14 protein-coding genes are annotated in these 13,628 nt (G+C 69.0%); 7 read left to right on the forward strand and 7 right to left on the reverse strand.

Features of this window, described 5'->3' with window-relative positions:
* Genes ABT115_RS04345 through ABT115_RS04360 form a run of 4 tightly spaced genes read left to right on the forward strand, consistent with a single transcriptional unit; the run spans position 1 to position 4,206 of the window.
* Positions 1 to 975 (forward strand): amino acid ABC transporter permease, encoded by a 975-nt coding sequence (locus ABT115_RS04345; RefSeq protein WP_351783891.1) that lies wholly within the window; start codon positions 1 to 3, stop codon positions 973 to 975.
* Positions 972 to 1,745, forward strand: coding sequence for an amino acid ABC transporter ATP-binding protein (locus ABT115_RS04350; RefSeq protein WP_351783893.1), 774 nt, complete (start codon positions 972 to 974; stop codon positions 1,743 to 1,745). Before ABT115_RS04345 ends, ABT115_RS04350 begins: the two co-directional genes overlap by 4 nt.
* Complete coding sequence (locus tag ABT115_RS04355; RefSeq protein ID WP_351783895.1) at positions 1,745 to 3,364, forward strand: N-acyl-D-amino-acid deacylase family protein; 1,620 nt, start codon at positions 1,745 to 1,747, stop codon at positions 3,362 to 3,364. The genes ABT115_RS04350 and ABT115_RS04355 overlap by 1 nt, the downstream gene beginning before the upstream one ends.
* The gene (locus ABT115_RS04360; RefSeq protein WP_351783897.1) at positions 3,361 to 4,206 is read left to right on the forward strand and encodes a serine hydrolase; all 846 of its coding nucleotides are present in this window, start codon (positions 3,361 to 3,363) and stop codon (positions 4,204 to 4,206) included. Before ABT115_RS04355 ends, ABT115_RS04360 begins: the two co-directional genes overlap by 4 nt.
* A gap of 19 nt (positions 4,207 to 4,225) precedes the next feature.
* Here ABT115_RS04360 and ABT115_RS04365 read toward each other — a convergent pair whose 3' ends face one another.
* The 3 genes from ABT115_RS04365 to ABT115_RS04375 all read right to left on the reverse strand — a co-directional run bounded on the left by ABT115_RS04365 (position 4,226) and on the right by ABT115_RS04375 (position 8,162).
* Positions 4,226 to 5,149 carry a LysR family transcriptional regulator gene (locus ABT115_RS04365; protein WP_351783899.1) on the reverse strand — a complete coding sequence of 308 codons (924 nt, stop codon included), beginning with the start codon at positions 5,147 to 5,149 and terminating at the stop codon, positions 4,226 to 4,228.
* A 9-nt stretch (positions 5,150 to 5,158) separates the two neighbouring features.
* The gene (gene lysA, locus ABT115_RS04370; protein WP_351783901.1) at positions 5,159 to 6,511 is read right to left on the reverse strand and encodes a diaminopimelate decarboxylase; all 1,353 of its coding nucleotides are present in this window, start codon (positions 6,509 to 6,511) and stop codon (positions 5,159 to 5,161) included.
* A 142-nt stretch (positions 6,512 to 6,653) separates the two neighbouring features.
* Positions 6,654 to 8,162, reverse strand: a complete 1,509-nt coding sequence (locus tag ABT115_RS04375) for a glutamate synthase subunit beta (protein ID WP_351783903.1) — start codon at positions 8,160 to 8,162, stop codon at positions 6,654 to 6,656.
* 651 nt (positions 8,163 to 8,813) lie between these two features.
* Between ABT115_RS04375 and ABT115_RS04380 the strand changes: the two genes are divergently transcribed.
* Complete coding sequence (locus tag ABT115_RS04380; protein WP_351783905.1) at positions 8,814 to 8,945, forward strand: hypothetical protein; 132 nt, start codon at positions 8,814 to 8,816, stop codon at positions 8,943 to 8,945.
* 160 nt (positions 8,946 to 9,105) lie between these two features.
* On the opposite strand, the gene ABT115_RS04385 is transcribed toward ABT115_RS04380, so the two are convergent.
* From ABT115_RS04385 to ABT115_RS04400, 4 genes are read right to left on the reverse strand one after another with little or no spacing between them, the layout of a single operon-like run.
* Positions 9,106 to 10,347: a cytochrome P450 family protein gene (locus tag ABT115_RS04385; RefSeq protein WP_351783907.1), complete on the reverse strand. Its 1,242-nt coding sequence runs from the start codon at positions 10,345 to 10,347 to the stop codon at positions 9,106 to 9,108.
* On the reverse strand, positions 10,344 to 11,318 hold the full coding sequence (locus ABT115_RS04390) for an amidohydrolase family protein (protein WP_351783909.1): 975 nt from the start codon (positions 11,316 to 11,318) through the stop codon (positions 10,344 to 10,346). The genes ABT115_RS04385 and ABT115_RS04390 overlap by 4 nt, the downstream gene beginning before the upstream one ends.
* A complete protein-coding gene (locus tag ABT115_RS04395; protein ID WP_351783911.1) occupies positions 11,315 to 12,202 on the reverse strand; it encodes an NAD(P)-dependent oxidoreductase in 888 nt (295 codons plus the stop codon). Before ABT115_RS04395 ends, ABT115_RS04390 begins: the two co-directional genes overlap by 4 nt.
* Positions 12,199 to 12,537 carry an antibiotic biosynthesis monooxygenase family protein gene (locus tag ABT115_RS04400; RefSeq protein WP_351783913.1) on the reverse strand — a complete coding sequence of 113 codons (339 nt, stop codon included), beginning with the start codon at positions 12,535 to 12,537 and terminating at the stop codon, positions 12,199 to 12,201. Before ABT115_RS04400 ends, ABT115_RS04395 begins: the two co-directional genes overlap by 4 nt.
* Before the next feature lie 291 nt (positions 12,538 to 12,828).
* Between ABT115_RS04400 and ABT115_RS04405 the strand changes: the two genes are divergently transcribed.
* Together ABT115_RS04405 and ABT115_RS04410 are read left to right on the forward strand one after the other, a co-directional pair.
* Entirely contained in the window at positions 12,829 to 12,984 is a 156-nt protein-coding gene (locus ABT115_RS04405; protein ID WP_351783915.1) for a hypothetical protein, read from the forward strand.
* Between the two features lie 188 nt (positions 12,985 to 13,172).
* Positions 13,173 to 13,532: a peptidoglycan-binding domain-containing protein gene (locus tag ABT115_RS04410; RefSeq protein WP_351783917.1), complete on the forward strand. Its 360-nt coding sequence runs from the start codon at positions 13,173 to 13,175 to the stop codon at positions 13,530 to 13,532.
* Positions 13,533 to 13,628: the final 96 nt, after the last annotated feature.

Genomic DNA, 13,628 nt, shown 5'->3' on the forward strand with positions numbered 1-13,628 from the left:
ATGAGCCACCAGAAAATGCCCGGCGCCGCCCTCGGTGCGGCGCCGGACGTCACCCCCGCCGCCGGAACACCGCAGCAGGACGACCTCTCGCTCCAGGTGACCGGACGCCCTCGTCCCGGGCGCTGGCTGGCGGTACTCGCCGCCTCGCTGTTCGCGGTGTGGCTCGCCTACACCGTCATCGTCAACCCCAATCTGCACTGGGACATCGTCGCCAAGTACCAGTTCGACGGCGTGATCCTCAAGGGACTCGGGGTGACCATTCAGCTCACCCTCGCCTCGATGGCTCTCGGCATCGCCATCGGGGTTGTCGTCGCGGTGATGCAGCTTTCCGACAGCCCGGTTCTACGTCTCACCGCAGGTGCCTACACCTGGTTCTTCCGGGGCACCCCGCTGCTGGTCCAGCTCATCTTCTGGTTCAACCTGGCCTTGCTGTTCCCGGTGATCAGCATCGGTATCCCCTTCGACGGCCCCAAACTCATCAACTGGCAGTCCAACCAGGTCATCACCGGTTTCGTGGCGGCGCTGCTCGGCCTGTCCATAAACGAGGGCGCCTACATGGCCGAGATCGTGCGGGCCGGCATCCAAAGCGTGGACCCCGGCCAGCGCGAGGCAGGTGCGTCCATCGGCATGTCGAACCGTCAGATCCTGTCCCGGATCATCCTTCCGCAGGCGATGCGGGTCATCATCCCGCCGTTCGGCAACCAGTTCATCTCCATGCTCAAGACGACTTCGCTGGTCTCGGTCATCGCCGGCGCCGATCTGATGACCGTCTCCCAGCACCTCTACCTCGCCAACTTCGAAGTGGTCGCGCTGCTCCTGGTGGCTTCGTTCTGGTACCTGCTGCTCACCACGATCGCCAGCATCGGCCAGCACGCCGTCGAACGCCGCTACAGCCCCGGCGCCGCTGCTCCACTGCGACGCAGGGTCCTGGCCAATCTCGTACCCGGGCGCGCCAAGAAGGGGGCAGCGACATGAACGACGTGATCCTCAAGGCCCGCGGGGTCCGTAAACGATTCGGTGAGACCGAGGTGCTGAAAGGCATCGATCTCGACGTCCGCAGCGGCGAGGTGCTCTGTGTCATAGGCCCCTCCGGGTCCGGGAAGTCCACGCTGCTGCGCTGCTTCAACCACCTTGAGCAGATCGACGCGGGGCGGGTGTGGATGGACGGTGAACTGATCGGCTACGAACAGCACGGCCCGTCCGGCCGCGTGCTGCGCGAGCGTCGCGCCCGCGACATCCGACGCCAGCGCGAGCGGATCGGCATGGTGTTCCAGCGGTTCCACCTGTTCCCGCACCGCACAGCGGTGCAGAACGTGATGGAGGGGCCGGTCGCCGTCAAGGGCCGGTCACGTGCGCTGGCCGAGAAGCAGGCCCGGCAACTGCTGGCCGACGTCGGTCTTGCGGACCGGGCGAACCACTACCCGGGGCAGCTGTCCGGCGGGCAGCAGCAGCGCGTCGCGATCGCCCGCGCCATGGCCATGGAGCCCACGCTCATGCTCTTCGACGAACCCACCTCCGCCCTCGATCCCGAACTCGTCGGTGAGGTCCTGGGCGTCATGCGCGACTTGGCCCGCAGCGGTATGACGATGGTCGTGGTCACTCACGAGATGGGCTTCGCCCGCGAAGTCGCCGACCGCGTCCTGTTCATGGATCAGGGTGCCGTGGTCGAGGCCGGGAGCCCGGACCTGCTGTTCACCGACCCGCGGCACGAGCGCACGCGGGCCTTCCTGTCGACGGTGCTGTGATGGGCCGCCCCCTCGATCTGCTGCTGCGCGGCGGCACGCTCGTCGACGGAACCGGCGCCCCCGCCAGGGAGGCGGACATCGCGGTGGTGGACGGGCGGATCGCCGTACTCCCCGCCGGCACCCCGGCCACGGCGGCCGAGACCCTCGATGTGACCGGCCAGATCGTCACACCCGGCTTCATCGATGTGCACACGCACTCCGACGCCCTCGCGGCACCCCACGGCGCCGACGGCGCCACGGAGCCGATCGACGGTCTTCGCCTCGCGCCGCTGCTCCAGGGTGTCACCACGGAGATTTGCGGCAACTGCGGGACCAGCCTGTTTCCCTCGTTGCCGGAACGGCTGCCGCTACTCGCCGAGCATCTCAGGGTGACGTTCGGGCTCGGACCGGTCCGGCCCGCGGTGGACTTCGACGCATTCGCCGCCGGACAGGACCCTGCCCTGCGCCGCACCCATATCGCCTCGCTCGTCGGCCACGGCACGCTCCGCGCCGGAGTGATGGGCTTCGAGGCCCGAGCGCCTCGGCCCGACGAGCTGGACACCATGTGCGCGCTGCTGGACCGGGCGCTGACCCAGGGGGCGGCCGGCCTGTCCACCGGGCTGATCTACCCGCCCGGCACCTACGCCGACACCGAGGAGATCGTCGCGCTGGCCGGCGTCGCCGCCCGCCACGGCAAGCCCTACGTCACCCATCTGCGCGACGAGATGTCACAGGTGGAGTCCGCTCTGGAGGAGGCCCTGGAGATCGCGGTGCGCTCCGGCGCCCCGCTGCAGATCTCCCACCACAAGACCGCGGGCCGACACGCCTGGGGCGCCACACTGCGCACCCTGCCCCGGCTGGAACAGGCCCGTGCCGAAGGCGTGGACGTACTGTGCGACGTCTATCCGTATACCGCGGGAAGCACCGTCCTGCACGCCATGCTGCCCCCGTGGACGAGCGAGGGCGGCATCGGCGCCCTCCTGGAACGGCTTCGCCGGCCTGAAACGCGCGACCGGATCAGGACGGACATCGCTCAGGGCGTCAAGGGGTGGGAGAACACTGTGGGAAACGGTGGCTGGGATCTCATCACAGTGGCCGCCGCGCAGGCGCATCCGGAGGCCGAGGGCCGCAGCGTCGCCGACCTCGCCACCGGACACGGCGTCCACCCGGTCGACTACGCGTGCGATCTGTTGCTGGCCGAGCAGGGCGAAGTGACCATCATCAGCCATTCCATGCGTGAGGACGACGTCCGCCGGGTGCTCGCCAGTCCGCTGTCGATGATCGGCTCGGACGGCGTCCCCAAACCCGGTCGGCCGCATCCTCGTTGGGCAGGCAGTTTCGCCCGCGTACTCGGCCACTACAGCCGCGACGAGCAGCTGCTCCCGCTGGAGAACGCGGTGCACAAGATGACCGGTCTGCCGGCCCGGCGGTTCGGACTCGCCGGCCGCGGTGTGGTCCGCGACGGCGCCCTCGCCGATCTGGTCGTGCTCGAACCGGCGTCGGTACGCGACACCGCCACCTTCGACCGTCCCCTGCTCGCACCCGAAGGCATCGATACCGTCGTAGTGGCGGGACGCGTCGCCGCCAGAGGTGGCTGCCCGACCGCGGTGCGGGCGGGAGAAGTGGTGAGGATCCGATGAGTCTGGCCCAAGTGGCAGCGGCGGCACGGCGCTCGGCCACGCTGCCGCTCACCCTGGCTGTCGCCGCCGTCGACATCGACGGCGGCGAGACGGTGGGGGTCGACGAGCACACCGTGCTGCCGGTCGCGTCCGCCTCGAAACTGCTGCTGCTCGCCGAGGTCGCACGCCGGCTGGACACCGGGGAGCTGCTTGCCGACGGAACCGTGGAAGTCCTCGACGAGGACGTGGCGGACGGTACCGGCCTGCTGCGCGGGATGAGCAGGCGCGGCTGGACCGTCGAGGATCTGGCTTGGCTGACTGCTGCGGTGAGCGACAACACCGCCACCAACGCGCTGCTGCGCCTGGTGGGGCGCGAGTCCACGGCCCGGCTCGCGAAGGAGCTCGGGCTCGACCGCCTCACGCTGCACGACAAGGTCCGTGACATCCGGGGCCCCGACGTGCCGCCCGTCTTCGCCACCGGCACCGCGAAGGACCTGGCGCGGCTGGTGACACACGCGGTACGCGGAACGATGAGCTCCCCCGCGGCCTCCGCACGGCTGCTGCATTGGATGCGCGCCAACACCGACCACGGCCTGGTCCCCGCCCTGGTGGATCACGACCCTTACGCCCCGGGCTTCCCAAACCCCTTGCCCAACGGGCTCCTGGTGGCCAACAAGACCGGCACCGACACCGGGGTCCGCGCCGACGCCGGTGTCATCGTCGGGCGGCGCCCGCTGGCCTATGCGGTGGTGGCGCGCTGGGACCCGGCGCTGGGCCCCAGTACGGAGCGGGCCGCGGTGCACGCCATCCGGGACGTCGGCCGCACCCTCGGGGCCTGTGCCCGGCGCCGCACCGCCGAATGAGAGCGGCCCGCCCCACCGGTCAGGACCACTGCATCTCCAGCAGCGACCGGATCTCCTCGGCGGCCGACCGCAGCTCCGCGAGGAAGATCCGCAGCAGCGGGTTGCGGTTGGTGGGCCGGGTGGCGACCCCGATCCGCCGGTGCAGTCGGGGATGGTCCAGTCGGCAGACGTGCACGCCCGTGGTGTCGCCGAGTCCGAGGGCCGGGACCAGTGCGATACCCATGCCCGCGCGAGCCAGGTTGATCGTGACCTGGTAGTGATCGCTGCGGCAGCGGACCCGCGGCCGGAACCCCTCGGCCGCGCATGCGCGTTCCAGGACCGGCTCGCCGGTGTGGCCGCCGTGCGTACCGATCCAGCTCTCCCCCTCCAGAGCGGCGAGCCGGACCGCGGTGCGCCGCCCGAGGCGGTGCCGCAACGGCAGGACCACCAGCTGCGGCTCGTCGAAGAACATCTCCACGTCCACGGTCGCCTGCCGGCACCAGGGGTCCAGCGGGTGTTCGAAGACGACCGCCGCATCCAGCCGGCCCGCCTCCAGATCGGGCACCAGCTCGTGCGGCTGCCCCAGGATCAGCTCCAGCTCGACCTGGGGCCGCTCGGCCGCGAAGACCGACAGCGCGCGAGGCAGCAGCTCCAAGCCCGAGGAAGCGAAGAAGCCCAGCCGCAGTACACCGGCGTCGCCTTCGGAGTGCGCCCGCAGATCGTCCTGAGCGACAGCCATCAGGTCGGCAACGGCCTGTGCGTGCTCGGCCAGTCGCACACCGGCCGCCGTCAACCGCAGGCTCTGCGGCTGACGCTCCACCAACGCCACCGCGAGTTCCTGCTCCAGCCGGGCCAGTTGATGCGAAACCGCGGAAGGGCTCAGATGCAGCGCCTGGGCCGCGGCCACAATAGTGCCCGTGCGGGCTATTTCCAGCAGGACGAGCAGTCGGGCACTGTTCAGCATCGGGTCAGATTAGGCCGTTCCGACGCACTGCGCCGCGTCGGCACCCGACTGTACCGTCGCCGTCGGCGCGATGAGCCCGGCGGGCTCGTCCACGTCCAGGCGCAGCAGGTCCTCCTCGGTCTCCCGCCGCACCACGGTACGGACACGACCATCGGACACGAAGACGACAGCGGGGCGCGGCAACTTGTTGTAGTTGGACGACATGGCGTATCCGTATGCGCCCGTTACCGGCGTGGCCAGGAGATCACCCACCCCGACTCCGGCCGGCAGGGCGGCGTCGTCGACGATCACGTCACCACTCTCGCAGTGTTTGCCGACCAGCCTTGCCCGCAGCGGTCGCGGTGCGAGGGGGCGGCTCGGCAGGAACGCCTCGTAGCGGCTGCCGTACAGGGCGGGGCGCAGATTGTCGCTCATCCCGCCGTCGACGCTGACGTATGTCCGCACGCCCTCGATCCGCTTGATCGTGCCCACCCGGTACAGGGTCAGCCCCGCCCGGGCGGCGATGGACCGTCCGGGCTCCACTGCCACATCGCCGCCCCAGCCCGCTTCGCGCACCGCGGTACGCACCCGGGACGCCCAGTCGGCGAACGAGGGTACGGTCTGCCCCGCCTCGTATGCGGCTCCGAGGCCGCCGCCGACGGTGAGCCGGTGCACCCGTGTCTCCGCGGCGAACCATGCGACGGCCGCGGCTCCTGCCGCGAGCTCCGCCGCGTCCAGCACCTGGGAGCCCACATGTGCATGGACGCCCTCCAGGATCATCGCCGGGGAGCCGGCTGCCCGCCGCACGGCGGCTGCGGCGGTTCCGCCGACGAGGCCGAAGCCGAACTTCGAGTCGTTGCCACCGGTCCGGATCGCCTCGTGTGCGCCTGCGGCGACACCGGGCGCCACGCGCAACTGGACACGGGCGGGCGGAAGTTCTTCCTCGGCGTGCAGGCGCTCGATGCGGTCCATCTCGTCGAAGCTGTCGACCACCACGTGCCGCACCCCGGCCGACATCGCCGTGCGCAGCTCCGCCTCGTCCTTGTTGTTGCCGTGCAGCACGATCCGTCCGGCCGGAACACCCGCGTGCAGCGCCACCCGCAGCTCGCCGCCGGAGGCGACATCGAGCAACAGCCCCTCCTCATGGGCCAGTCGGGCCATGGCCGTGCACAGGAATGCCTTGGAGGCGTACGCGACGTTGTCCTGACCGAAGGCGGCGACCGCCTCCCGGCAGCGTCGGCGCAGGTGCTCCTCGTCGTATACGAAGAGCGGTGTTCCCAAGCGCCGCGCCAGTTCGGTGAGCAGGACCCCTCCGACAGCGAGCCCGCCCGGACGGATCTCGGAAGTGAATGGCAGCAGACCGGTTTCGATTGCTGACGACATGGTTCCTCCCCGTAGGCCGGTTTCTCCGCCATCCTGCGGCCTGCACGAGGGGTCAAAAAAGCGCATTCTTCTGTGGCTGAGCCTCATGTCTTTGGATGCTCGTGCGCGTCGAGGGCCGCGGGAAGGGCCGCGTTCCGCGCGTTCAGGCGACCAGGGGCCGGTCCTGTGGAGCGATGGGCGCCGGAAGTACCGTGGAGCCGTTCAGATAGCGGTCCGCTGCGGCCGCGGCGGACCGCCCCTCGGCGATGGCCCACACCACGAGGGATTGGCCGCGTCCCGCGTCACCGGCGATGAACACCCCACCGGTCCCGGTTCGGGCTGTCCGCTCGGCCGACTCCGCCGTTTCGGCCGCGAAGGCAGCATCGCGGGCGAAGTTTCCCCGGCCGTCCAGCGTGAGCCCGAGCTGCCGCGTCAGACCGGTGCCCCGTTCGGGACCGAAGAAGCCGAGGGCGAGCAGGACCAGATCCGAGGGGATCACACGTTCCGTCTCCAGCCGCGGCCTTCTGCCCTCGGGCTCCACTTCCGCCAGGCGCAGCGCGCGCACGTGGCCGGACCGGTCCCCTTCGAAGCAGAGGGTGGCGGAGGAAAAGAATCTCGGATCTGCGCCCTCTCGCCCCCGAGCCTCTTCATGAGCATGGGATATCCGATAGACCTTCGGATACACGGGCCAGGGCTCGGTGTCCCGTCGCGTGTCACCGGGCTCCGGATTGATGTCCAACTGCACCACGGAGGCGGCACCCTGACGCAGAACGGTGCCCAGACAGTCCGAGCCGGTGTCCCCGCCACCGATGATCACCACATGTTTGCCCTCGGCGGTGACGACAGGCACGTCGTGGTCGCCCTCCGCCACCCGGTTGGCCAGGGTCAGGTAGTCCATGGCCTGGTGGATGCCGTAGAGCTCACGGCCCGGGACTGGAAGCTCCCGTTGCCCCGTGGCTCCGACGGCTATGACGACCGCGTCATTTCGCTCCGCGAGCTCAGTCGCGTCGAGATCGCTGCCGACCTCCACACCTGTGCGGAACCTGGTGCCTTCCGCCCGCATCTGCTCGAGACGGCGGTCCAGGTGGCGCTTCTCCATCTTGAACGCGGGGATGCCGTAGCGCAGCAGCCCACCGATGCGGTCGGCACGCTCGTAGACGGCGACGGTGTGACCGACACGGGTGAGTTGTTGTGCTGCCGCCAGACCCGCGGGGCCGGAGCCGACGATGGCGACGGTTTTGCCGCTGAGCCGCCCGGGCGGTTGCGGCGTCGCATACCCGCGCGCCCAGATCTGGTCGGCGATCGCCTGTTCGACATTCTTGATCGTCACCGGATCGGCATTGATGGTGAGCACGCAGGCGTCCTCACAGGGCGCCGGGCACAGCCGCCCGGTGAACTCCGGAAAGTTGTTCGTCGCGTGCAGTCGCTCGGCCGCCGCCCACCAGTCGCTCTTCCTCGCGTACGCGTTCCACTCGGGGATGAGGTTTCCCAGCGGGCAGCCGCTATGGCAGAACGGTATGCCACAGTCCATGCAGCGCCCCGCCTGCTCGGACACGAGCGGAAGCCGCGCCTGCCCCGCGTAGACCTCGTTCCAGTCGCTCAGCCGTTCCTGGACGGGGCGCGCCGGGACGGGCCGGCGGGGGGTCTTGAGGAAGCCGTACGGGTCGGTCATGCGCCGCCTCCGTCGCTCACTCGCGGTGCATGGGCGTTACGCCCAGACTACGCCCGCATACCACGACGACCACCTGCTCGCTGCAGGGGTTTCGACGCAAGCCTGGGGGTGCGCACGGGTGAGCCCGGCCGATTTCACGGTGCTTCGCCTGTACGGGTGGTACATCCCTGGCCACAGTCGTAGCGTCGACTGAGGAACAACTGCCGGAAAGGGGCGCCGCCACCACCGACGACTGTGTCTGGCGTGCACACCGCAGCGCGCGTGGCGAGTCAGGTGTACCCGGAGGACCGCCCAGGCTCGAAAAGAGGCAGCTGGGGAGCCGATATGCCAAGAGACACGTTCAAAACAGCAGCCATGCTGTGTGCTGCTGGCGCACTCGCAGCAGCAGTAGTACCGGCATCCGCATCCGCGTCCACATCCACTTCCACAGAGTCACGCTCGGCCGCTCATGTGGTGGCCGTCGACTGTTCCTGGAATCCACAAGTGCGCCCCGACAACTTCTTGCTCGCCTGCGGGGACGGCAACAACCACCTCATCGCACTTCGATGGTCCGATTGGGGACGTACGTCGGCTGTGGGCAGCGGACTCGACGCAGTGAATGACTGTCAGCCCTATTGCGCGGCAGGCACGTTCCACTCCTACCCAGTCACCGTGAGGCTCGACCGTCCGAAGTCCTGGCAGAAGCACCCAGAGCTACAGCACTTCACCCAGCTGCAACTCACCTACACCGTCGACCGGCCGTCGGACACGCCGCGGCACGTGACGTACGAGCTCTGGGGCTGACGCGCACCGCGACCCGCTGCGGCAGCGCACCATCTCGTGCCGGGCACAACCCAATGAGGTCGCTCGTAGGGGGTGTGATCGTGCGCGCCGAGGCGTCCGGGCCGCCCCGGGGCGGCCCGGGGCGGCCCGGACAAGGATGTCGGTGCCTTCCCGCTGTGGGTCACGGCACAGCAGGCTTGAGCACGACAGGCAGCTCCGCGAGACCGCGGAAGGCCGGGTACGGAACCTCCATCCAGGGCGCCTCACGCGCGGGGTCTGCCAGAACCACCCTCGGAAAGCGGCTGAACAGACATGTGAGAGCGAGTTGCATCTCCAGTCTGGCCAGAGGCGCTCCCAGGCAGTAGTGAATGCCGTGCCCGAACCCCAGATGGGCACATTTCCCACTCGGTCGGGTCACATCGAACTCGTCCGGGGAATCGAATTTCAACGGGTCGCGGTTGGCCGAACTGAGCGCGATCTGAACCAGGGAGCCCTTGGGAATCCGCGTCCCGGCGATCAGTACATCCTCGCTCGCGAAGCGGAACGTCGCGCTCTCCACCGAGCCGTCGTAGCGCAGCAGCTCCTCCACCGCCTGTCCGACCAGCTCCGGCTTCTCCTGCACGGCGCGGAGCTGCGCAGGATGGGTGAGGAGATGGTGGACGGCGTTGCCGATGAAGTAGGCGGTTGTTTTGTGACCCGCGAACATCAGCAGAAAAGCTGTCGAGATCAGCTCCTGCTCGGTGAGCCTGCCGCGTTCGTCCCGGGCTGCGGCAAGCGCACTGAGCAGGTCCTCATCAGGGCGGCTGCGCTTGCGCGCGAGGAGACCCGCGAAGTACGCGTACAGGTTCTCCTCCGCATTCTGCTGGGCCTGCTTGGATTCCTTGCTGAATCCTGTCTGCGCCACTGTGGTGGAAAGGCGTTGCAGCTCCGACCGGTCCTCCGACGGCACGCCGAGCAGTTCACAGATCACGATGATCGGCAGCGGGAACGCGAACGCGGTCAGCAGGTCGATCGGTTCGCGGGTCGCACAGTTGTCCAGCAGCGTGTCGACGATGTCCTGGATCCGCGGCCTGAGCGACTCCACGCGGCGCGGGGTGAACGTGGAGCTGACGAACTTGCGCAGCCGGGTGTGCTTGGGCGGGTCGGAGTTGAGCATGTTGTCGTCCAGAGCCACGGACGAGTCACCGAAGATCCTCCGGTAGACGTCCATGGCCCCGTACATGTCCTTGCTCAGCCGCGGATCCGCCAGGGCCGCCCTGGCGTCCTCGTACCGCGTGATCAGATAGGTGTCGATGCCGTGCGGCGGCCGCATCGGGCAGACAGGTGCCGTATCCCTGAGGCTCGCGTAGACGGGGTGCGGGTTCCGTCGGAACTCGGGGGTGCACCGCTCGGCCGCGGTGACCGGATCGTCCACTGTGGTCACGGACGGCTCCTCAGATCAAAGAGGGCCTCGGCGTTCCCGCCGAGGATGAGCTGCCGGGACGCCTTGTCGATCGGCAGCTTCTCGATCATGTTCAGGAACTCCTCCAGGGGCACGGACATCGGCGGCGAGTCGGTGCCGAACAGCATCCGCTCCGGCCCCAGCACCTCTGCGTTGAGGCCCAGGTGCGCCGGGCTGAACGTGCTGGTGTCGACATACATGCGCTGGAGTGCGCCGCCCGGGTCGACCGCCGACGTAGTGGAGGATGGAGCCGGGGCCGAGGACGGCGCGGGCGGCTTGCCCCCACCCCAATGCCGCGGGCGTGCCGCCGTCTGCAGGCGTTCCGGCAGGAGCGCCATCGCGCCGCCGCCGGTGGCACCGATCAGCCGCAGGCCCGGATATTTGTCCAGCCAACCCGCGAACGCGATCATGGCCATGCCCGTGGTGATATCGCTGAACCGTCCGATCTGCTCGACGAAGCCGAGGTCATCGACCCGGTCCGTGCCGATCGGTTCGGCCGGGGCGTGCACGAGAACCGGCACTCCCGCCTCGGCTGCCAGCGCGAAGAAGGAGTCGGCCCGCGGCGAGCCGAGCAGTTCGCCGTGGACGCTGGAGGTGGTGATGAGGCCGACGAAGGCGGGATCCGCCAGCGTCTCCCGGACCCCTTCCAGATGATCGTCGTCGCCGAACGGGTTGGCGTACACGTACCCGCGCAACTGGTCGGGGAAGGAGGCGATCAGGCCCGACATCCAGGAGTGGAAGCTCCGGAGCCGGTCTCGCGGTTGCGCGTAGTTGTCGACGCCCGGGACTCGCGCCATGGCGCCGGCGCCGACCGGACTGCCGATGATGGTGAGGTCGATCCCGGCCTGGGCGCGAGCGGCCAGCATGCCATCGACGTCGGTCAGGCTGGGCGGCATGGGGAAGCGTCGGGCAGCCTCTGGTGGGGACAGATGTCCATGGATGTCGATGATCACGTCTGAGTTCCCGGGTTCGGTGTGAGTGCGTGGGCGACCGCGACACAGTCCTCGTCGCCGTGTCCCTGGTCGGCGGCGCGGACGTGGGTCTGCGCGGCTGCGGCGACGAGGGGGAGCCGCAGTCCGGCCGCCGCGGCCTGCTCGGCGGCGAGCAGGAGATCCTTGGCCATCAGGCTCAGCCGGAAGTCGGGCTCGTCGAAGCGTCCGGCCGCCAGCCGCTTGGACTTGAACGCCATGACAGGCGAGGCGAAGCCGCTGCCGGCGATCGTGCCGAGGACGAGCTTCCGGTCGAGTCCGGTGGCGGCCGCCAGCTCCACCGCCTCGGCCAGAGCCTGCACCTCGATCCCCATCAGCAGGTTGAGAAGCAGCTTCATCCGCATGCCGGAACCGAGTTCGCCGAGGTGGACGACCTCCTTGCCCAGCAGTTCGAGCAGCGGCCGCCCCGCGGTGAATACCCGTTGCTCGCCGCCGACGAAAAGTCGCAGCTCACCGCTGCGGGCATGCTCGCGGTTGCCGAGCATGCCGACGTCCAGAACGGAGTGCATGTCGCCGGTGAGGCGGACGACCTCGTCGGGGGCGACCGTGCTGGCGCAGACCAGGTGACCGGGGTACGGGCCCCCGGTCAGAATCCCGTCCTGTCCGTGCAGCACGGCTGCGAGGGCTTCGCCGTCGGTCACGGTGCAGATGGCGGCGCTCGTACCCTCGACGGCCTCGGCCGGATCGGCTGCGGCGACGGCGCCGGCCCGGGCGAGCGGTTCGGTCCGCCCCGCGGTGCGGTTCCAGACCCGCACCTGAACGCCCTGCTCGAGAAGGCGATTGGCCAGGCCGGTGCCCATCGTGCCGAGCCCGAGGACGGCGACGGGGCCAGTGGCGGGGTGTGTCATGAGTTCACCCCTACGGTCTCCTGGATGACCCGATATCGTAGCGATTGGGTCTCGTCGACCCAGACGCGCAGTGGAGCCAGCAGTGCGCGATGCTCTTCGCCCTGTTGCCAGGCGAAGAAGTGGTCGGGCGTCTCCCACTCGCTGGTGATCACCCACTGACGGGAGTCGTCAATGGGTTCTCCCAGCCGGTCGATGATGTGTCCCGGGACACTGGCGACGGACTTCCTGATTCGCTCGTACGCATCCAGGAACCCCTGCTCACCGCCCTCGACGACGTGGACCGTGTACACCACGGAAAGCTTGTCGGCCGAGTGGCCGTTCTGCTCAGTGTGCATGTCTCCTCCTGAAAGTTGAGATCTGGCAGGGCACGACTCCCACAGACTCATGGCCCCCGTGGCCACGCAACTCCGGCGTGCCGACGGCCCAATGAGGAAAAGGAAGTTCACACGTTTGCTGGCTCGGTCGAGTGAGATCCGCAGGGCCTGCTCGGTGCCCCCGGGTCGCGGCCGGCTCAGAGACCTGAGCTTATGGCCGACTGGGCAGGGCAATGCGCACTGCCACGCTGCCGACCGGGCGACGCGTTACGCTCATTTTGTATGCACGCGTCCCGACCCGTGGAGGCGGCCATGAGCGAGAACGACGAGTACCCGACGCCGTCGCAAGCAGAAGGCGAGAGGCTGGAAGAGGACATGAATCCGGCCGAGGAGCGGCACCCCGCTACGATGCGCACCCAGCCGTCCCAGGCGGAGGGCGAGCGCGGCGCCGAGGATGCCGAAAGCTGACGAGAAGGAGCCGCCACCGTACGGTGGCGGCTCCTTGCCGATCACACGCTACGCCCGCCGGTACCCGCTGCCGCAGCGCGGGGACCTTGGTACGCCTTGCGCGGGCACGGCGGTGCCAATGCGCGGAACGACGCTTGCGCCCCCATGCTGGACGGGGGTGCACCTACCCGCACGGAGAGGGGTATCACATGATCCGTCGAACGTGTACGGCCCTCGGCACAGCCCTGCTGACCGCCGGGGCTTTGGCGACGGCGACGCACAATGCGGCCGCCGCTGAGGAGACATGCTCCTACACCCCCTCCACTGATCGTCCCGCGCTCACCTACATGAGCGCCGGTCTGTCCGTGATGCAGGCTCAGTGTCTGAGCAATGTGTGGGGCGGCGTTCCGAAACTCACGGTCGACGGGATCTTCGGCTCAGCCACGTCGAAGAAGATCATATGGATTCAGGGATGCCATGGTCTGGCCAGAACCGGGGTCGTCGAGGAGGACACCTGGCGGGTGCTTTACCACCCCGCACTGGACTGCTACGACCCGTATCCGAAGTGACCTGCCCGGATTTGGCCGGGACGGCTGTCGCCGGAACTGCAACGCCGGTCGGCCTTGCGTACGGTCCATTCCGCTGCCGGGACGGCCGGCGGGGGG

The sequence above is a fragment of the Streptomyces sp. NPDC001832 genome (assembly GCF_040297265.1).
Classification (GTDB): Bacteria; Actinomycetota; Actinomycetes; order Streptomycetales; family Streptomycetaceae; genus Streptomyces.

What these genes read in the sequence shown, in the direction of transcription:
- ABT115_RS04345 (WP_351783891.1), top strand. Translation starts at nt 1, where the DNA reads ATGAGCCACCAGAAAATGCCCGGCGCCGCCCTCGGTGCGGCGCCGGAC.
- ABT115_RS04350 (WP_351783893.1), top strand. Translation starts at nt 972, where the DNA reads ATGAACGACGTGATCCTCAAGGCCCGCGGGGTCCGTAAACGATTCGGT.
- ABT115_RS04355 (WP_351783895.1), top strand. Translation starts at nt 1,745, where the DNA reads ATGGGCCGCCCCCTCGATCTGCTGCTGCGCGGCGGCACGCTCGTCGAC.
- ABT115_RS04360 (WP_351783897.1), top strand. Translation starts at nt 3,361, where the DNA reads ATGAGTCTGGCCCAAGTGGCAGCGGCGGCACGGCGCTCGGCCACGCTG.
- ABT115_RS04365 (WP_351783899.1), bottom strand. Translation starts at nt 5,149, where the DNA reads ATGCTGAACAGTGCCCGACTGCTCGTCCTGCTGGAAATAGCCCGCACG.
- lysA (WP_351783901.1), bottom strand. Translation starts at nt 6,511, where the DNA reads ATGTCGTCAGCAATCGAAACCGGTCTGCTGCCATTCACTTCCGAGATC.
- ABT115_RS04375 (WP_351783903.1), bottom strand. Translation starts at nt 8,162, where the DNA reads ATGACCGACCCGTACGGCTTCCTCAAGACCCCCCGCCGGCCCGTCCCG.
- ABT115_RS04395 (WP_351783911.1), bottom strand. Translation starts at nt 12,202, where the DNA reads ATGACACACCCCGCCACTGGCCCCGTCGCCGTCCTCGGGCTCGGCACG.
- ABT115_RS04400 (WP_351783913.1), bottom strand. Translation starts at nt 12,537, where the DNA reads ATGCACACTGAGCAGAACGGCCACTCGGCCGACAAGCTTTCCGTGGTG.
- ABT115_RS04405 (WP_351783915.1), top strand. Translation starts at nt 12,829, where the DNA reads ATGAGCGAGAACGACGAGTACCCGACGCCGTCGCAAGCAGAAGGCGAG.
- ABT115_RS04410 (WP_351783917.1), top strand. Translation starts at nt 13,173, where the DNA reads ATGATCCGTCGAACGTGTACGGCCCTCGGCACAGCCCTGCTGACCGCC.